This window comes from Ruegeria sp. G5, from assembly GCF_056533365.1.
The window spans coordinates 16,298-34,001 of record NZ_JBQFOK010000016.1 but is presented as its reverse complement, the minus strand read 5'-3'; the positions used below and the strand labels follow the sequence as shown (position 1 = coordinate 34,001).

19 protein-coding genes are annotated in these 17,704 nt (G+C 55.4%); 13 read left to right on the top strand and 6 right to left on the bottom strand.

What is annotated here, in order from left to right:
- The first annotated feature begins 37 nt into the window (after positions 1 to 37).
- The 12 genes from ACR0BD_RS19440 (at position 38) to ACR0BD_RS19385 (ending at position 10,636) form a co-directional block, all read left to right on the top strand.
- Positions 38 to 550 (top strand): TRAP transporter small permease, encoded by a 513-nt coding sequence (locus tag ACR0BD_RS19440; RefSeq protein ID WP_480700180.1) that lies wholly within the window; start codon positions 38 to 40, stop codon positions 548 to 550.
- A gap of 11 nt (positions 551 to 561) precedes the next feature.
- Positions 562 to 1,890 carry a TRAP transporter large permease gene (locus tag ACR0BD_RS19435; RefSeq protein WP_480832909.1) on the top strand — a complete coding sequence of 443 codons (1,329 nt, stop codon included), beginning with the start codon at positions 562 to 564 and terminating at the stop codon, positions 1,888 to 1,890.
- A 12-nt stretch (positions 1,891 to 1,902) separates the two neighbouring features.
- Entirely contained in the window at positions 1,903 to 3,210 is a 1,308-nt protein-coding gene (hisD, locus tag ACR0BD_RS19430) for a histidinol dehydrogenase (protein WP_480832907.1), read from the top strand.
- Entirely contained in the window at positions 3,203 to 3,964 is a 762-nt protein-coding gene (locus tag ACR0BD_RS19425; protein WP_480832933.1) for an SDR family NAD(P)-dependent oxidoreductase, read from the top strand. Before hisD ends, ACR0BD_RS19425 begins: the two co-directional genes overlap by 8 nt.
- On the top strand, positions 3,961 to 4,941 hold the full coding sequence (locus ACR0BD_RS19420; protein ID WP_480832905.1) for an alcohol dehydrogenase catalytic domain-containing protein: 981 nt from the start codon (positions 3,961 to 3,963) through the stop codon (positions 4,939 to 4,941). Before ACR0BD_RS19425 ends, ACR0BD_RS19420 begins: the two co-directional genes overlap by 4 nt.
- 23 nt (positions 4,942 to 4,964) lie before the next feature.
- Positions 4,965 to 5,375, top strand: coding sequence for a universal stress protein (locus ACR0BD_RS19415; RefSeq protein ID WP_480832903.1), 411 nt, complete (start codon positions 4,965 to 4,967; stop codon positions 5,373 to 5,375).
- Between the two features lie 50 nt (positions 5,376 to 5,425).
- Entirely contained in the window at positions 5,426 to 5,932 is a 507-nt protein-coding gene (comD, locus tag ACR0BD_RS19410) for a sulfopyruvate decarboxylase subunit alpha (protein WP_480832901.1), read from the top strand.
- Positions 5,929 to 6,483 (top strand): sulfopyruvate decarboxylase subunit beta, encoded by a 555-nt coding sequence (comE, locus tag ACR0BD_RS19405; protein WP_480832899.1) that lies wholly within the window; start codon positions 5,929 to 5,931, stop codon positions 6,481 to 6,483. Before comD ends, comE begins: the two co-directional genes overlap by 4 nt.
- A 349-nt stretch (positions 6,484 to 6,832) precedes the next feature.
- Entirely contained in the window at positions 6,833 to 8,131 is a 1,299-nt protein-coding gene (locus ACR0BD_RS19400) for a hypothetical protein (RefSeq protein WP_480832897.1), read from the top strand.
- A 15-nt stretch (positions 8,132 to 8,146) separates the two neighbouring features.
- Positions 8,147 to 9,268: a cytochrome-c peroxidase gene (locus ACR0BD_RS19395; RefSeq protein WP_480832895.1), complete on the top strand. Its 1,122-nt coding sequence runs from the start codon at positions 8,147 to 8,149 to the stop codon at positions 9,266 to 9,268.
- Complete coding sequence (locus ACR0BD_RS19390) at positions 9,268 to 10,002, top strand: MbnP family protein (protein ID WP_480832893.1); 735 nt, start codon at positions 9,268 to 9,270, stop codon at positions 10,000 to 10,002. Before ACR0BD_RS19395 ends, ACR0BD_RS19390 begins: the two co-directional genes overlap by 1 nt.
- A gap of 178 nt (positions 10,003 to 10,180) precedes the next feature.
- The gene (locus ACR0BD_RS19385; RefSeq protein WP_480832892.1) at positions 10,181 to 10,636 is read left to right on the top strand and encodes a hypothetical protein; all 456 of its coding nucleotides are present in this window, start codon (positions 10,181 to 10,183) and stop codon (positions 10,634 to 10,636) included.
- 30 nt (positions 10,637 to 10,666) lie between these two features.
- On the opposite strand, the gene ACR0BD_RS19380 is transcribed toward ACR0BD_RS19385, so the two are convergent.
- Both ACR0BD_RS19380 and ACR0BD_RS19375 read right to left on the bottom strand, forming a co-directional pair.
- Positions 10,667 to 11,419 carry an outer membrane protein gene (locus tag ACR0BD_RS19380; RefSeq protein WP_480832890.1) on the bottom strand — a complete coding sequence of 251 codons (753 nt, stop codon included), beginning with the start codon at positions 11,417 to 11,419 and terminating at the stop codon, positions 10,667 to 10,669.
- 39 nt (positions 11,420 to 11,458) lie between these two features.
- Positions 11,459 to 12,703 (bottom strand): DUF3179 domain-containing (seleno)protein, encoded by a 1,245-nt coding sequence (locus ACR0BD_RS19375; protein WP_480832888.1) that lies wholly within the window; start codon positions 12,701 to 12,703, stop codon positions 11,459 to 11,461.
- 419 nt (positions 12,704 to 13,122) lie between these two features.
- On the opposite strand from ACR0BD_RS19375, the gene ACR0BD_RS19370 reads away from it, so the two are divergent.
- Complete coding sequence (locus ACR0BD_RS19370; protein ID WP_480832886.1) at positions 13,123 to 13,302, top strand: hypothetical protein; 180 nt, start codon at positions 13,123 to 13,125, stop codon at positions 13,300 to 13,302.
- Between the two features lie 113 nt (positions 13,303 to 13,415).
- Here ACR0BD_RS19370 and ACR0BD_RS19365 read toward each other — a convergent pair whose 3' ends face one another.
- The 4 genes from ACR0BD_RS19365 to ACR0BD_RS19350 are packed head-to-tail and all read right to left on the bottom strand — an operon-like array spanning position 13,416 to position 17,675.
- On the bottom strand, positions 13,416 to 14,513 hold the full coding sequence (locus ACR0BD_RS19365; RefSeq protein ID WP_480832884.1) for an ABC transporter ATP-binding protein: 1,098 nt from the start codon (positions 14,511 to 14,513) through the stop codon (positions 13,416 to 13,418).
- Positions 14,510 to 15,520: an ABC transporter ATP-binding protein gene (locus tag ACR0BD_RS19360; RefSeq protein WP_480832883.1), complete on the bottom strand. Its 1,011-nt coding sequence runs from the start codon at positions 15,518 to 15,520 to the stop codon at positions 14,510 to 14,512. The genes ACR0BD_RS19365 and ACR0BD_RS19360 overlap by 4 nt, the downstream gene beginning before the upstream one ends.
- Before the next feature lies 1 nt (position 15,521).
- Positions 15,522 to 16,664: an ABC transporter permease gene (locus ACR0BD_RS19355; RefSeq protein WP_480832881.1), complete on the bottom strand. Its 1,143-nt coding sequence runs from the start codon at positions 16,662 to 16,664 to the stop codon at positions 15,522 to 15,524.
- 3 nt (positions 16,665 to 16,667) lie between these two features.
- The gene (locus ACR0BD_RS19350) at positions 16,668 to 17,675 is read right to left on the bottom strand and encodes an ABC transporter permease (RefSeq protein WP_480700164.1); all 1,008 of its coding nucleotides are present in this window, start codon (positions 17,673 to 17,675) and stop codon (positions 16,668 to 16,670) included.
- Positions 17,676 to 17,704: the final 29 nt, after the last annotated feature.

Below are 17,704 nucleotides of genomic sequence, written 5' to 3'. Positions count from 1 at the left end.
AGGCGTGCGCCTGACTGCTCTATCGACGAGGGAACTGATGACCTTACTACAAAACATAGACCGCAACGCCGAGCGCTGGCTGCTGTTGGTGTTCTACGTGATGCTGGTCATCACCATGGCCATCGAGGTCCTTCGGCGCGAGATTTTCGCATTCTCGTCGATTTGGGGCGAAGAAATCGTCCGCTATTCTTTCATCTATCTGGCGTGGATCGGCGCGGCTGCGGCGGTGAAGGAACGCGCCCATATCCGCATCGACGTGATCATGCATTACCTTGGGCCGCGCCCCAAGGCGCTGCTGTATATCTTCGGTGATCTGGTCATGTTCGTCGTCGCGGTCATCGCGCTCTACTGGTCCTACGAGGCGGTGCATGTCTCGGCCAAATTCGGATCGGTGACCGACGGTCTTCGGGTGTCCAAGGTCTGGTTCCTGATGGCCGTACCAACCGGATTTGCACTAATGATCTGGCGGTTGATCCAGTCGCTGATGCGCGACCTGAAATCCCTTCGTGACGGCACGCCCGTCTTCGAAGGCGACAAACTTTTTGACTGAGGGAGATCACGATGCTTTGGGGTTCCCTCAATCAAACCGTTGAACTGGGTTGGGATTTCTACCTGCCCGTAATCCTGTTCGTTGGGCTAATCGCACTGGCCGTGCCCGTCTGGGCGGCCATTGGTACCGCCGCCATCGTCATGCTGGTTATGTCCGGTGACCTGCCGCTGAGCCTTGTGGGCGAAAGCTTGTTCACCGGCATCGACGCCTTTGCCCTGACCGCCGTGCCGCTGTTCATTTTGACGGGCGACGTGCTGGTGAGAACCGGATTATCCCGAAAATTCCTGGATGTGGCCGAGGCACTGACATGTTTCGCCAAAGGCGGGTTTGGATCTGCGACCGTTCTGGTCTGTGGCATGTTCGCCGCGATCTCAGGCTCGGACGCGGCAGGTGCTGCTGCGGTCGGCCGGATGACGATCAACCGTCTGGTCGAAAGCGGCTATCCGCGTCCCTATGCCTGCGCGCTGGTGGCAGCCGGGGCCTGTACCGGCATCCTGATCCCGCCATCAATTGCGTACATCATCATCGGGCTTGTGCTGGGTATTTCCGCCTCGACCCTGTTTTTGGCGGCCCTTATCCCCGGTCTGGCCATTCTGGTCTCGATCCTTGTGACCAACATCATCATGAACCGCATCTATTCCTATGAGGGCGGCGGTATGATGACCATGAGTGAATGGCTGGCCAATCTGGGCAAGGCGCTGAAGTCCGGCTGGTATGCGTTCATCGTGCCGGGGATCATCTTCTACGGCATCTTCTCGGGCCGCCTGACGCCGACCGAGGCCGGTGCGACCGCCGTGGTCGTCACCATCATCATGGGCTTCATCCTGCGCACGCTGACACTGGCTGATTTCCCGTCGATGCTGGTCAGTTCGGCCAAGGTGAACGGGGTGATCCTGCCGATCATCGCCTTTTCGGCCCCGCTTGCCGAAGCTTTGGCGATCATGGGTGTGCCGCAAGGGTTCGTGACAGCCGTGACTTCGCTGACCGAAGACCCCTATCTGTTGATCCTGCTTATGATCGGCATATTGATCGCCGCCGGCTGCGTCATGGAGACGACACCCAACATTGTTATCCTGGCCCCCATTCTCAAGCCGCTGGCCGACAACATTGGGATGAACGAGATTCAGTTCTGTATCATGATGATTACGGCGCTGGGGGTTGGGTTTATTACGCCGCCGCTTGGGCTAAATCTGTTTGTTGTGTCGGGGATTACCGGTGAGTCCATCCTTAAGATCGCAGCCCGGGCCATACCGTTTGTTTTGACAATGCTCATCGTGGTCATCCTGATTGCCTATGTTCCGGCAGTTTCGACCACGTTGCTTCCTGCAATCTACCAATAGGGCTTTACGATTATGCCGCGTGAGTATCTGAAAAAGGCGACGCTGACCCCGCAATCCCATGCGTCCGAAGTGCATGAGACGGTCAAGACGATCCTTGCCGACATCGAAGTCGGAGGGGACGCCAAAGCGAAAGAATACGCAGCCAAGTTCGACAAATACGACGGCAACGTGTTGATGACCCAGGCCGAGATCGATGCGGCGATTGCAAGGGTTCCTGAAAAGTTGAAAGCGGACATCCGGTTTGCGCATGACAATGTGCGGCGTTTTGCGGAAACGCAGAAAGCGACGGTCTCTGATGTGCAGATGGAGATTGTACCGGGCTTTGTAGCTGGCCAAAAAGCGATCCCTGTGGACGCTGCGGGCTGCTATGTTCCGGGCGGGCGATACAGCCATATCGCTAGCGCAATCATGACGGTTACCACAGCCAAGGTCGCCGGGTGTCGCCATATTACAGCGTGCTCTCCGCCGCGTCCGGGCGAGGGGGTTGCGCCCGCAATTGTCTATGCCGCGCATATCTGTGGTGCTGACAGCATTCTTGCCATGGGCGGGGTGCAGGGTGTGGCGGCGATGACCTATGGTCTGTTCGGCCTCCCGCGCGCGAATATCCTTGTGGGTCCCGGCAACCAGTTCGTGGCCGAGGCCAAGCGTATTCTCTATGGCAAGGTTGGCATCGACATGATCGCGGGGCCGACCGACAGCCTGATCTTGGCCGACAATTCGGCTGACGCCCATGTTGTCGCCACCGACTTGGTCAGTCAGGCTGAGCATGGCTATAACTCGCCCGTTTGGCTGGTCACGGATGATCGCATGCTGGCGCAAAAGGTTATGGAACTGGTGCCCTCGCTGATCGCCGATCTGCCCGAATTGAATCGCGAAAACGCCTCTGCCGCATGGCGCGACTATGCCGAAGTGATCGTCTGTTCGGATCGTGAGGAAATGGCGGCCTGTTCTGACGAATACGCCCCCGAACATCTAACCGTTCAGGCCGAGGATCTGGATTGGTGGCTAGGTCGCCTGACCTGCTATGGATCACTGTTTCTGGGCGAAGAGACGACCGTTTCCTATGGCGACAAGGCTACCGGCACCAACCACGTGCTGCCGACCTCGGGCGCGGCCAGCTATACGGGCGGGCTGAGTGTCCACAAGTACATGAAGATCGTAACCTGGCAGCGCGCCACGCGCGAGGGCTCAAAGCCCATCGCCGTGGCCACAGCTCGGATTTCGCGGTTGGAGGGGATGGAGGGGCACGCCCGCGCCGCCGATGTGCGCTTGGCCAAGTATTTCCCTGATGAACAGTTCGATCTGTCCGCAGATGGATGACCCAAGGACGCTTTTTGATCTGACGGGCCGTGTTGCCTGTGTGACCGGCGCAAGCACTGGCTTGGGGCGTCGTACTGTTCAGGTTTTGTTTGCGGCCGGTGCGCAGGTTGTGGGTGTTGCACGGCGTGAGGACGCGTTGAAAGCCCTGCGCGAGGAGGTCGGAGACCGCGTCAAGACGGTCACGGCTGATGTGTCTGACAGGACCCGTTTGCCTCAGCTTTCCAGTGAGATCAGCGCCTGTTTCGGCGCGCCTGATATCGTCGTCCATGCTGCGGGCATCAACACCCGTGAGATCGCAGATGAAGTTACCCATGACGGCTGGGACAAAACGCTTGAGTTGAACCTGAGTGTGCCGTTTTTTCTTAGCCAGGCATTGGTCCCCGCGATGAAACGCAAAGGCTGGGGGCGGATCGTCAACTTTGCCTCATTACAGACAACGCGCGCGTTTCCCGGCGGGATCGCCTATGGTGCCACCAAGGCTGGGATCGGGCAGCTAACCCGAGCCATGGCCGAGGCGTGGTCGCGCGACGGTATCACCGCGAATGCGATCGGACCGGGTTTTTTCCCAACAGAACTGACACAAGCCGTGTTTGACGACCCCGCACGGGCAGAGAGGAATGCAGCGCAAACCTGTGTCAATCGCAATGGGCGACTGCAGGACATTGACGGCCCGATCCTCTTTCTGTGTTCGCGTGCGTCTGACTATGTCACGGGGCAAGTCCTGATGGTTGACGGGGGGTTTACGGCGAAATGAAAGCCCTTGTCTATGAAGATGTCGAACAGCTTGCGTATCGCGATGTCGCGGACACTGTACCGGCATCGGATGAGCATCTTATTCGCGTCGAAGCGGTTGGGATTTGCGGGTCGGACATGCACGCTTATCTTGGCCATGACGAAAGACGCCCTGCGCCGCTTGTTCTTGGTCACGAGGCCGCAGGTGTGGTGGTCAGCGGGCCTTTTGATGGACATCGGGTAACGATTAATCCTTTGGTCACATGCGGTCGCTGCCCGGCTTGCACGGCTGGGCGGGAAAACCTGTGCCCGGACAGGCAGATCATTTCGATGCCGCCTCGTCAGGGTGCGTTTTCCCAGTTTGTTTCGATGCCTGAACGCAATCTAATCCGAGTTCCGGATGCAGTCCCATTGACCCGCGCGGCGTTGGCTGAGCCATTGGCGGTTAGTTGGCACACGGCACGGTTGGCCTTGGCTGCATTGGACCCGTCAATGGATCGGCGTGCGCTTGTGATTGGTGGTGGTGCGATTGGATTGGCCGCGGCGCTGGCCTTGGGCGCGATGGGCGTCAACGATGTGCGCGTGCTTGAACCGAACGACCTGCGCCGCGCCTTTTTGAAAGATCTAAAGAGTTTTGACGTAGTTGCCGAGACAACCGATATGTTCCCAATGATTATCGATGCGGTTGGGTATTCTGCAACACGCGCGGTCGCATCTGAACAGGTACTACCGGGCGGTGTCGTGGCGCATGTCGGTCTGGGTGAGGATGCGGGCGGCTTGGATATCCGAAGGATGACCTTGCAGGAGATCACTTTTATCGGCACCTATACATATACTGCCGATGATTTCCGCCAAACGGCACAGGCAATTTTCGATGGACGCCTCGGTGCCTTGAACTGGCCGGAAGAGAGGGCGATGTCAGACGGGTCCAAAGCGTTTCAAGATCTTCGCAATGGGGCGGTGGCTGCGCCCAAAATCATCCTGAAGCCTTGGGAATAGGCCCGTAAGAAAGAGAGGGACCAATGTATCAGAAAATTCTCGTACCCATGGCGCTGGACCACGACATATCGCAGCACACGCTGCAAGTTGCTCAGGCCCTTTCTGCTGCTGACGCCGAGGTTGTCGCGCTGCATGTCTACGAAATGCCCCAGGGATCTGTCAGCGCCTATCTGGACAAGGACGTTGTCGCCGAAGGGTTTCGCGCCGCGCGTAATCTCTTGCGCGAAAAGGTTTCAGGTTTGGACGGGGTCAAGCCCGAGATCGTCAAGGGCCACACCGCCCGAACGATCATTGATTTTGCTCATGACAACAACTTCGATTGCATCGTCATAGGGTCCCATAAGCCGGGCTTAAGCGACTATTTCCTTGGCTCGACCGCATCGCGGGTCGTGCGCCATGCAACCTGCGCGGTGCATGTGCATCGCCGAACCTGATCGTCTCAATCGCGCCTGAAGGCGCCTTAAACAGGACTTACAGATACGACATGAACATAGACAAAAAGATCACCGATGATCTGATGGCGAACGATATTTCGTTTGTCACCACCGTCCCGTGCAAGCAATTGGCGGGTGTCATCGCCGAGATTGATGAGCGCGAGGGTATCTACCACATCCCCTCGAACAAGGAAGACGAGGGTATGGGGCTGTGCGCAGGTGCATGGATGGGCGGTAAGCGTCCGGCCATCATCATGCAAAACACCGCCATCGGGGTGACGATCAACACACTGGCCACGTTGATCCAATATTACCGGATGCCGCTGCCAATGCTGATCTCGTATCGTGGCGAACTGCGCGAACCCATTGCCTGTCAGGTCGAGATGGCTGTGCACACCAAGGCACTGCTGGCCCAGTTGAACATCCCAACGTATCACTTCCACCATCAGGCGGATGTCGAGGAGTTGGATGCAATCCTGAAATACATATTCATGTGCAACAAGCCGGTCGCCATTCTGACCGACGCCAATTTCTGGGGAGGCTATGGCGACCAATGATCCGTTCTGACATTCTGAAAGAAATCGCCCCGATCCTGCGTGACCAGCTTGTTGTCTGCAATATCGGCATCCCCAGTCAGGAGTTGCACGCGATCGACGATCAGCCCAGCAATTTCTACATGCTGGGAACAATGGGGCTGGCCTCAAGCATCGGTCTGGGCTTGGCGCTGTCGCAGCCTAAACCGGTGATCGTGATTGATGGTGACGGCTCGGTGCTGACCAATCTGGGCACTCTGCCGACCATCGCCAACAACGTGGCGGACAACTACATCCTGCTGATCGTGGACAACGGTTCTTATGGATCGACCGGTGATCAGCCCACCTATGCCGGGCAGAAGACATCGTTGACGAAAATGGCCGAGGCCGCAGGATGCGAGCGCGTCATCGAGTGCGCGGCTGAAGATACAGGCCGGGTCCTGCAAGAGGCGTTGGACGCGGGTCAGATGACCATCATTGTGTCTAAATGCGAGAGCGGAAACGCAAAGATGCCGCCGATCACGATGGATCCGGTGGTGATCCGCGACCGTTTCATGAAGGCCGTTCAGTCCTGATTGACTAAGAGTTTCCGAAAAAGTCGAACTGATATCGCCGCCTCGAAATGTCGAGGCGGCGATTTTTCATTCGGCGTAGCGAATTGAGTCGAAAGGTATTTCCTTACCGGCTTAAAGCACCCGGAATTGTTCTGCGCTGGGCGCAATAATATCTATGCGAGACAATGGGCCTAAATTGCTCGCTCACCGGTTGATAAAGCGCGTAGTTAAACGCTTTACCACCGATGTTTGACCAATCTTCAGCGGACTTCATTTGGCGCAGCTTTCGCTCTGTGTTAATAATTTACGTAAGGTAAAGTGCCTTGAGCGCTACAGTTTTTCGATTCCGCATCATCCGGGGGGAAATGCCATGAGACTGAATTCTGTTGTTCAAACCGTGTTGCTGGGGTTGGGCGTTTCTATCGTCGCATTATCGCCAGCCCAATCGCAAAACCGGGAAGAAAGTCAGGGGATGGTGCTGCTGCGTGGGTTGCCAACGCTGGACACCAGTCACAGCATTGCGATTGTCGAACTCGACCCGGAATCTGATCGTTTCGGAGAGATCCTGAGCGAAGTTGAACAACCAGATATCGAACACCCTCTGCACCATTTGTATTACAGCCCGAATGGCAGATTGTATTCGACCGGGCTGGACCCGGCTTGCAGCTTGGCCGAGGTCGGTCTGTCCCGTGACGCGTCCGGCGCGCCCGTAATCGAAGGCTTTACCTGTCTGGATACGCAAGGCCAGATTGTTGGCGAAGACATCATGTGGACCACCTCGAACGGGCAGGAATATATGTTCGTCACCTTTATGGGTGGCACGGGCGGAGACGATGGCGGCTCGGTCGGGGTCTTTGATCCGCAGACCAATGAGGTCGTCAAAGTCATCGAAGCGCGTAAAAGCCAGATACCAGAAGGCGAGCCTTATATCATGTACCCACATGGCATTTCGGCCTTTGAGGACCGCATGGTGGTGACATCAACGGTGCATCCCGACCTTGCGACAGGTGTCGGTAACGTTCTGACGATTATTGACCTGAACACGTTGGAGCCGATTCAAAACATCACTGTCGAAAATGAGAAGCCACTGAACTTCCCATCCTCACCGGTCGAGGTTCTGTTTGCGCGTCCCACTATTCACCCCGATATCGAACCGGCAATTCTTGCCAATACGATGTTCGGCTTTGAAACCTGGAAAGTGCCTTATGATGCGTCCTCTAAGACATTTGGTACGCCCGAGGTTATCTATAGCGGCGTGGCAAATGACACTGCTGTTCCGCTGGAATTCTACGGCACCGAGGATGAACTGTTTGTTTCGCATGCCTTGCCCGGCGTGGTGAAGCGGTACGAACTGGCAGCTTTGCCCGAGCTCGTGTCCAGTGGGCCTGATATCGTCGCGGATCCCGGTGCCCATCACATGATCTTTTTCACCTCGGCATCCGGCCGGGATCTGATCGCGATCCAAAACAATCTTCTGAACCTTGGGAACGGCGCGGAAGATGACCCGACGGATGTGGATTTTATCGCCAGTCTGAATGCCCACACGATATCAGTGCACGATCTTGAAACGGGCGAGCGTATCGCGACCGTCGACTTCAAAGAACGCTACAACAAAGGCGTTGAAAACGTCGAAGGTCTGTTCGGTTCGGGTTTTGTACATCACCACTAAGGGGCCGAGAACGCAATGAACCGTGTGCTGGTCCTGTTGATCGCTGTCTTGATCTGTGCGGCGACAGGGTGGTTGATCTGGGATCGCACACGCGTGCCGCAAACTACTCCGATCGCGGATTTTTCGGCGCCTTTTGTTTTCGGCCGCTTTAGTGTTCCGCCAGATAATCCGTTGACCGAGGAAAGCTTTGCGCTTGGTCGGCACCTGTTTTACGACCCGATTTTGTCGGGCAACAATCAGGTATCCTGCGCGACCTGCCATGTGCAGGCGCTTGCGTTCACAGATGGCCGGGCCAAGGCCCCGGCTTTGTCAGGCGGTGAGCTGGAATTCAGCTCGATGAGCCTAACAAACCTGCTTTGGGGGCAGGAAAGGTTCTTTTGGGACGGGCGTGCGACGTCACTGGAGCAACAGGCGTTAATGCCAATCCAGCACCCCGAGGAAATGGGACAGGACATCGACGCGCTGGTTGATGAGCTTTCCGCGTCGCGCATGTACCGAAGGATGTTTCGGGCCGCATATGGCGATGTCAGTGCTGATAACATAGCGCGGGCCCTGTCGAACTTTATGCGAATGCTGATCTCGGCTGATTCAAAATACGATCGGTTTCTACGCGGAGAAGCCCGCCTGACCCCGCAAGAAGAACATGGGCGTAAACTGTTTATGGCGCACCCCGACACCAAGGTTTCATTGCGTGGGGGCAATTGCATTGATTGCCACAGCCAGTTCCTGACTTCCGGATTTCGCGACGCTCTGGATGGCTTTTCAAACAACGGTCTCGACAGTGATAAAGAGCTAGCGCCAGGTCTGATGGCCGTGACAGGCAACGCCGCGCACAAAGGGTTTTTCAAGGTGCCCAGCCTGCGCAACATCGCGGTAACTGGGCCCTACATGCATGACGGACGTTTCGAAACGCTCGAGGATGTCATGGCGCACTACAATGACGGCATCGTCGCCAGCGACACACTCAGCCCGCTGATCCTTGAGGCGGATAATGCGCCCGATACCCCAGACGATACGATCGGATTGCGGATGACACCCGAGGAAATCACCGCGATCATCGCCTTTCTGCATACGCTGACGGACGAAACCTTTTTGACGGATCCAAAATTCTCTGATCCGTTCGACGGAGGCACATGATGCAACGACCTCAGATCATGACCGGAGTCGCCGTTGTTTTGACCGTTATCATCGGTGCCTGGGTCGCGATGGCTATGCGGGAAACAAAGCCCAAGACCGTGACGCTGATCTTCCATGCGGAAATGGACGACTCTCCATTGGTTTTCGACCAATTTGTTTATGAAAACCCCGGTGGGGAAGGGACGTTCCGAATTCGCGATTTCCGTTTTTACGTCAGCAACTTGTCTCTGTCTGGCGGTAACGAAATTTATGCAGAACCGGACAGCTACCATCTTTTACGTTTTGATAATGCAGACGGGTCACATTCGGTCACTGTGCCGGACGTTCCGATACGGGCTGTAGACGGATTACAGTTTTTGATCGGTGTCGACCCAAGCGCCAACAGCTCTATCGAGGTGCGCGGAGACCTTGATCCCAACAGCCAGATGGCTTGGAATTGGGAAGTCGGCTATAAATTCGTCGTGTTCGAAGGTGCCTTACAAGTGGGGGATGTGGTTTCCCCGCTTGTGTATCATGTCGGATTTTCTGAAAACGCCCGCGAAGTTTCTTTCACTTTGCCTGCTGAGGTATCAGAGGACGCCAACCCTGAAATCCATCTGAACGTTGATCTGTCCCAGCTGTTTTCCGGGCCCTATGATATCGACATGCAAAAACTGCCATCCGTTAAATTCGATCGCGACGACGCGCGTATGCTTGCCGACAATTATACGCAGATGATTTCACTCAAGAAATAACGGCTCCCTCGTGTTCAACGCGACGGTTTCGAGGCAATTTTTCGCGTTTTGAGGTCCACCGGCATGTCAATACGCAGTGCCGTACAAGGACAAAGTCAAACTTCCGCCCTTATTTCGTCAGATCAACCGCAAAATCACGGCTCACAAAGACGTAGTACACAGTCAGAGGGTCTTCGTGGTGAAGCGGGTCTTTAAACATCTCGATCAGGAAAAACGAAGACTGTATTCGATCGCGTTTCTGGCGTTTTCCGCAGGGTATGTCCTTTACGCTCATATCGATGCAACCCGCATGGGTTTGCCGCTGCCGGTTCTGACCGGTTTGATCTACATGGGAGCCATCGTGATCGCGACAGCGTTTACAAGCTATTTCCTGCCCGGTTTGACCCGCGTGACGGATGCCGTCGCCGTCACCCGTCTTGGATTTGCGTTGTGGATCGCCAGCACGCATAGCCACGACCTTGCGGCCTCACCAGTATTAGGCGCGACAATTGTTGTAGGTGGGGCGATGGTCCTGCTGCAGCTTTGCACGTGGTCACAGCTTGCAGCACAGAAACTGCCGCAAGCGCTTCCTCACTTCTTCATGCTTGGAATGGCTCAACAGCGCCTGGCCGTTCAAACCGTCAGAGCGGTTTGAACAACACTTAGTTGATTTTGGACCGACGTTTCAGAACCGATAGGTAGCGCCAAACACAGGTCCGGACTGATCGAACGAAAAGTCATTTCCGTCAATCTCATGGTCGAATGAGATATAGCGATAGCCAAACCGCAGTAGCCAACTGGTGTTGATCTCATAATCAGCAGTCAGCAAAACCTGCCAGGTCTCGCTGCCGCTGCGAAATCCGCCATAGTCGAAAAACCCGGTCGCTGACCAACGCTCAGTCAACTGGGTTTGAGTGCGTATCCCGATCACCGGATCGGTCCAATTCTCGCTGACATTCACCGAGCGACCGGGGGCCGCCCCGGGGGTTACGGTCAGATCGGTTTCCGTTTTGAACCAGCGAAAGCCACCAGCCAGATCGACCTTGGATTTGTCGGTGGTTAATACACGATATCCGACATAGCCGCTAAAGAACTGTGTCGTCAGTGAGGTGTTTAGCTCAGCACTACCCGGCCCGGGGGCGTTATTGCTGAACGATAAGTCCGTATAATTGTAATCAGCCAACAGGGACCATCGTCCGTTGCTTGCCGAAAACGCGCCCATAAAGGCCAGATCAAGGTTCTCCAGCGCGTCTGAAAAACTGAGCGTGCCTTCCAGTTCCCCAGTAGCGGTTTCTTGCGAAACGTTGGTTTCGGGCGTGAACAGGTAAATCGTAGCTTGATAAGACCAGTCCGATTGTTGGGCAGCAAGTGCGGTCGGAACGCAGGCAGAAATGGCCGCGCCCAACGTCGCGTTTATGATTTTTGAAAAGCGATGCATATCTTTGCTCCAAATCTAAATGCTTTGCATCAATGCCGGTTAAGCGGCCGTTACGGTTCCATGTTCCCGATTGCGATTGATGCGATTGATGTCCGTGTTCGGGAAAAACTCGGACCACACGTGCCAAAAGACACCCGCCCGAAGGGTTTCAACCCGGCTTAGTCTGCCCTGATCTGACATGCCCCAAAAATCGCACCGGGATACGGGCTGGCCGCTGTCATTATACCAGACACCAAGGCTTTCGTATCTTGGGTCAAGGCTGACAACGACATCCCGACCACCTACCTGGGCATTAACAATCCAGTTGTTTGCAATAACGAAATCATCGGTCCAGCACGTCGCGTCCTTGCCGATTGTGATGCCCCAAACATACGTCTTGTTGGGCAGTCGGGTGTCCGAACGCTCCATATTATCCATTACGGGTGCGTCTTCCTGATGTTGTCGCGCAATGCCCCAGCCAAAGGTGATCTCGGTCACCAAATCCAGCAACCTCAGGACAGGGTTCGGCGAAGGTCTGTTCAGGAAAACCTCACCTTTGGGAAAGGCTTTTTGGAACCCGCGAAACGTCATCCGGTAGGTCGGCCACGGTTTCATCTGAGCCTCTGGCCGCAACGGGCAAGCCGCACCTTCTGCTGCGCGGTCCTGATCGGATTCTCGAAACCCGTAGATATGCTGGATTGGTTCCCGGCTTTCGTTGTCTCGCAGGATCAGGTTGTTTCCATGCTGGGCCAGAACCTCAAGGTCCAGCCGTTTTCCCTCGATCCGGGGGGCATACCCCTGTCCAAGATTGGCCATCGCACAATAGGTCATCACGATGTCTTCTCCGCCCAGCCCGTCCGAGTCGCCTGCCAAATGTGGGCGCATGATCTGAGCGTCCGGATGCGCGCGGGCATGCCCGTTGTTTTCGATCACGATAACTGGCGCTGTGGGCCCTACATATTTGCGCGCTTCGTCGATTGGGAAAAAAGCGGCGTTGTTGAGCTGGTTGCGAAGCCCCAAATGCACCCAGACATAAGGAAACCCAAAAAAAACAAGCGTGAGCAACGCACCGATCAACCAAATCCAGAATGGACCGCCCCCCAGAAATAAGAACGACAGTGTCGCAACAGCGAACCCACCCAAGCCGATGGCGATCAACCGGTATTCATGTCGAATGAAACGCACCATGTTCTGGCGCTTTACCTTCAGCAGCATTTGAGACACGTCGCCCAAATCCCTGAAATAGACAAAGCCGATCCCAAGCGACACAATCAGTCCAAGTGCAAAAAGAATACTTCCGGTCATTTATGTATCCTGTGTCAAAGGCATTGCGGTCGTTCGTCAGAACCGGGACCGGCGCTGGCAGAGTGAACTCACAGAGCCCTCCCTTGTTTTTCAACGGGCTGGCAAGACCGTTCCAGGCGCATTTCACATTGAAACATCGCAATGTGAATTGGGCAAGTCTTTTAACGGAAAGAACATTTTGGACTATGAGGCGCTGTTTCGCGGATCTGACGCAAAAATCGCCCGAATAATCCATAGGTTGAGTGCTCGTTCGTTCAGAATTAGTGAACAACGTGCCGATCCCATTGAGATTATCCCCACTATGTCGTCAAAAACCGCGATAATCCTGCTAAAACCTGCGCGTTCACATTGGGTTAAAGCAGCGCTAGATATTTTGTATTTGTGGTTAAAGTAACGAGTTGAATATGTTGAAGCAGATCATGAGAGAGCCGTTTCCATCATCCCTGAAAACTGCGATCGCAGTGCGTATCGGGAACGGCTCTCCCAAATCCAAAAAAGACGCGCTGGAAATGATCGCTCCGCTAGCTATTTGCGTAGGGTTGTTGGCGTATTACCTGCATAAAGCATCTGTAGAAAGCTACGTCTCTGTCTTGATGTAAGCACTGTAAACGTAATTATTTACAATCGCTTAACATCCTTTCTGTTCTGAGTGACAGCCCGTTCTCTGGGATCACCGCGCAATCTTGTCCGTGATCCCAACACCTCAGACACCTCACCTTCGACTAAAGTCAAATGAATCGGCAAAATGGCACGCAACAAAGTGCTCTTTGTCCACCTCACGCCACTCTGGCACTTCGGCTTTGCAGCGGTCTTTTGCAAAAGGACAACGTGTGTGAAAGCGACACCCAGATGGGGCGTCAAGCGGGTTCGGAATTTCACCCTGCAGGCGGATTGGTTCAAAATTGGCATCGGGGTCAGCGGTTGGAATAGCGCTGAGCAATGCGTGGGTGTATGGATGCTTAGGGTTGAAAAACAGCTTTTCAGTTGGGGCGTATTCGACGAATTTCCCTACATATAGCACGGCAACCCGATGCGACATCTGCGCGACGACACTCAGATCATGGGCAATGAACAAAAAGGACACGCCCATCTCTTCTTGGAGGTCCTTCAGCAGATTGACGATTTCTGCCTGAATCGAAACATCCAATGCAGAAACGCTTTCATCACACACGACGAATTTCGGTTTTGATACCAAAGCCCGGGCGATACAGATACGCTGGCGCTGCCCGCCGGAAAACGCATGCGGGAACCGCCGCAGATGTTCCAGGTTTAGCTTACAACGCGCGGCGATCTCGCGCACACGCGCATCAATCTTTTCCCGATTCTTGAATTTGCCGGACGCAACCAAAGGTTCGGCGATAATGTCGCGCACCGTCATACGCGGATTCAGCGATGAGTAGGGGTCTTGAAAAACAAGGCTCATCTCTGGCCTGAAAGCGCGCAGCACGTCACCTGCCAATGTATGCACTTGGATCCCACCTTCGCTGAAGGCCATGTTCATCTTGGAGCGGACCTTGCGCAGCTCGGCCTCGGACGCATGGGCCAGATCAATGTCGCCCTTTTTCTTGCGATGGAAAATCACCTCGCCATCGGTCGGGTCTATCGCCCGCAGGATTGCGCGCCCGACGGTGGTTTTGCCTGATCCGGATTCGCCAACCAGACCAACGGTTTCGCCGCGTTTGATGTCAAAGGTTACGCCATCCACGGCACGCAGCATCTGGACTTGGGTCTTGAACATCTTACGGGTCTTGATCGGGAAATGAACCGACAGGTCCTTTACTTCGATCAGGGTGTCGTCTTTCGGGGTCATGCCGCGCTCCGATCTTTTTGGTCGTGCAGCCAGCAACGGACAGAGCGGCCGGGCAGTGGTGTCGTTTCAGCAGGTTCGCGCACGTCGCATGTGCCGGCGATGCTATGCGCGCAGCGTGTGTGAAAGGGGCACCCTGTAGGGCGCGCTGTCGGGCTTGGGATGTCGCCCGGAACTGGCTTCAACCGATCATGCAGGTGGTCGACGCTTGGGATCGCGTCAAGCAGACCCTGCGTATAGGGATGTTGCGGGTTGCGGATAACGTCGCGTGCTGGTCCACGTTCGACAATGGTGCCCAGGTACATGACGGCCACATCGTCTGCAATTTGTGCGATCACGCCCAGATCATGGGTGATAAAGATCATGCCCATACCTAAATCACGCTGCAGATCACGCATCAAATCAAGCACTTGCGCCTGAATTGTCACGTCCAGAGCAGTGGTTGGTTCGTCCGCGATCAACAGGGCTGGGCCTGCGGACAAAGTCAGCGCAATCATCGCACGCTGGCGCATCCCCCCTGACAATTCGTGCGGATACTGGTCGACGCGCGCAGTTGCGTTGGAAATGCCCACCTTGTTCAGCATTTCGATCGCGTATTCCCGTGCCTCGCGTTTTTTGAGGCCACGATGCAGCATGATGGCCTCCATCATCTGGTTGCCAATCGTGTATACCGGCGAAAAGCTGGCCATCGGTTCCTGAAAGATCATCCCGATCTCACCACCTCTGATACGCCGAAGCTCTTTGCTGCCGGGTTTGAGATTGCCCAACGTGATCTCTTTCCCGTTCTTGTCGGTATAGGTCAATCGCGTGTCATGACCCAGCGATGCATTACCAGGCAGCAATTGCATCAGGGCTTTGGTCGATATGGATTTACCTGAACCGGATTCACCCACCAGGCCGAGTGTCTTACCGGCCTCGACGCCGAAGGACACACCCTGGACGGGGGTAATGACACCTTCGCCTGTATTGAATGAGATCGACAGGTTTTCCACGCTCAGCATTTTGGACATGTCAGTTCGCCTCCGAATAGGGATCAGCGGCATCACGCAGGCCATCGCCAATGACGGTGAAGGCGAGAACGGCGACCACAACAAAAATTGCGGGAATAAACAGCCAGGGCGTCTGCTCGATGGCGCGGACGGATTGTGCCTGTTGCAGCAGAACGCCCCATGAAACTGATGGCGGGCGCAGGCCGAGACCAACAAAAGACAGGGCCGTTTCAGACAGGATCATGTAGGGGAAGCTGATCACAAGGTCGACGATGATAAAGCTGGTAAAGCTTGGCAGCATATGCTGTGCGATGATCCGGCGCGGGCGTGCACCCGCCAGACGGGCTGCAACCACATAGTCTTCGTTGCGGATCGACAGCAGCTGTGAGCGGATCCGCCGCGCCAGCGTGGGCCAGCCAAACAGGCCAAGGATAAGCGTCATCGCGAAATAGACCTGCGTGGTCGACCATTCCTTGGGCATGGCGGCGGCTAAACCCATATAGAGCGGGATGATGGGAACAACGCGGATCACCTCGGTTACGCGCTGTATGACATTGTCGATCATGCCACTGAAATACCCGGCAACACCGCCAATAATCAGCGCCAGAACGAAAGAAATCATAACCCCGATAACCCCAATCGATAGCGAGGTGCGCGTGGCATAGATGGTGCGACTGAACACGTCGCGCCCCAAATCATCGGTGCCCCAGAAGTGGATTTTCTGGTCCACATCGGGGCTGAGCCCCACCAAATGCCGGTCAATTGGGATAAAGCCTAACAGTTTTACAGGCTCTCCCTTGACGAAGAATTTAATATAGTGGCGCACTTCGGGGTCCGGCACCGAGATCGCGCGCAGGGTGACAGGGTCACGTTCGGTTTTTGTGCCATTCACGAAGGGAAAAGCCGAACATCCTTGCGCATCACAGAAGCGCGGTACTTGTGGCGCGCCTTCGATATAGTTCGTGTCTCGGGTCACCGGACCATAGGGCGCAACGAATTCGGCAAAGATACCAGCCAGCGCCATAAGGCCCAAAAGCGAAGCCGCGATCATGGCTGCACGGTGGCGACGGAAGCGCCACCAGATCAGCGTCCACTGTGAGGCTGAATAGTACTTTAGCCGCGCTTCTTCGGCCTTGGAATCCGCTTGGTGAGTTGCATCTGTCATGGATCAGGCCCCCAGTTTGATGCGCGGGTCCAGCCACGCCAGCAAAAGGTCGGAAATGAAGTTCATGAACACAATTGCGAAGGTCAGCATCAGCAAGATCGCCCCGGCTACGTTCATGTCGAGGTCCAGATAAGCGCGCAGCAACAGCTCTCCCAGCTCGGTCAGGCCGAGCACGACAGCGACGATTGGCAACTCGGAAAAGATACGGTTGACGTCAAACCCGATGGTCGAGACGACCGGGTTGATCGCCAGGCGCGTCGGGTATTTGATCAGCAACTTCATCTCGGGCACACCGCGGGCGCGGGCGGCGGTGACGGACAGCTTGTTCAGCTCATCCGACATTGTGGCACGAACCGTCTGGATCTGGATCGCGACGGCTGACCATGCCAGGACGACTGCGGGCAGCCAAAGGTGTTTGAGCATGTCCCAGAACTTGGCCATCGACCAGGGCGCATCACGGTACTGATCTGAAAACAACCCGCCGATATCGGCGCCGAACCAGCGGTTCGCGAAATACAGCATGACCAAGGCCATCAGAAAATTCGGCAATGCGAGACCCAGGTATGAAAATACGGTCAGCCCATAGTCGACTGCTGACCCACGTCGTACCGCAGCAAAGATGCCGATGGGGATCGATACGATGTAGGTCAGCAGCAAGGTTGAGAACAAGATACCGGCGGTCAGCCAAACCTTGTCCCCGATCACTTTGGTCACCGAAGTTTCAAAAGCGAAAGCCTGTCCAAAATCCCAATGCAGAACGATGCCGCCGATCCAGTCGAAGTAGCGCAGCAACATGGGTTTATCCAAACCCAGATCGCGCCGAATGGCCTCGATATCCGCTTCGGTAACATTCACCCCCGTTCCCGAGTATTTGCGAAAAGCATAGCGATCAGCGTAATCGCCCGGTGGCAATTCCATGATCAGGAAGACCATTACCGATACCAACAGCATCGTGACGATCATTCCGATGAAACGCTCGAGAGTGAATCTTAGCAAAACGGTGTCCCCCATCAGGCCCCTCAGGGCCGAAACCGGAACGC

Coding starts and splice junctions, on each gene's coding strand:
- ACR0BD_RS19440 (WP_480700180.1), top strand. CDS start 38: ATGACCTTACTACAAAACATAGACCGCAACGCCGAGCGCTGGCTGCTG.
- ACR0BD_RS19435 (WP_480832909.1), top strand. CDS start 562: ATGCTTTGGGGTTCCCTCAATCAAACCGTTGAACTGGGTTGGGATTTC.
- hisD (WP_480832907.1), top strand. CDS start 1,903: ATGCCGCGTGAGTATCTGAAAAAGGCGACGCTGACCCCGCAATCCCAT.
- ACR0BD_RS19425 (WP_480832933.1), top strand. CDS start 3,203: ATGGATGACCCAAGGACGCTTTTTGATCTGACGGGCCGTGTTGCCTGT.
- ACR0BD_RS19420 (WP_480832905.1), top strand. CDS start 3,961: ATGAAAGCCCTTGTCTATGAAGATGTCGAACAGCTTGCGTATCGCGAT.
- ACR0BD_RS19415 (WP_480832903.1), top strand. CDS start 4,965: ATGTATCAGAAAATTCTCGTACCCATGGCGCTGGACCACGACATATCG.
- comD (WP_480832901.1), top strand. CDS start 5,426: ATGAACATAGACAAAAAGATCACCGATGATCTGATGGCGAACGATATT.
- comE (WP_480832899.1), top strand. CDS start 5,929: ATGATCCGTTCTGACATTCTGAAAGAAATCGCCCCGATCCTGCGTGAC.
- ACR0BD_RS19400 (WP_480832897.1), top strand. CDS start 6,833: ATGAGACTGAATTCTGTTGTTCAAACCGTGTTGCTGGGGTTGGGCGTT.
- ACR0BD_RS19395 (WP_480832895.1), top strand. CDS start 8,147: ATGAACCGTGTGCTGGTCCTGTTGATCGCTGTCTTGATCTGTGCGGCG.
- ACR0BD_RS19390 (WP_480832893.1), top strand. CDS start 9,268: ATGCAACGACCTCAGATCATGACCGGAGTCGCCGTTGTTTTGACCGTT.
- ACR0BD_RS19380 (WP_480832890.1), bottom strand. CDS start 11,419: ATGCATCGCTTTTCAAAAATCATAAACGCGACGTTGGGCGCGGCCATT.
- ACR0BD_RS19375 (WP_480832888.1), bottom strand. CDS start 12,703: ATGACCGGAAGTATTCTTTTTGCACTTGGACTGATTGTGTCGCTTGGG.
- ACR0BD_RS19370 (WP_480832886.1), top strand. CDS start 13,123: ATGAGAGAGCCGTTTCCATCATCCCTGAAAACTGCGATCGCAGTGCGT.
- ACR0BD_RS19365 (WP_480832884.1), bottom strand. CDS start 14,513: ATGACCCCGAAAGACGACACCCTGATCGAAGTAAAGGACCTGTCGGTT.
- ACR0BD_RS19360 (WP_480832883.1), bottom strand. CDS start 15,520: ATGTCCAAAATGCTGAGCGTGGAAAACCTGTCGATCTCATTCAATACA.
- ACR0BD_RS19355 (WP_480832881.1), bottom strand. CDS start 16,664: ATGACAGATGCAACTCACCAAGCGGATTCCAAGGCCGAAGAAGCGCGG.
- ACR0BD_RS19350 (WP_480700164.1), bottom strand. CDS start 17,675: ATGGGGGACACCGTTTTGCTAAGATTCACTCTCGAGCGTTTCATCGGA.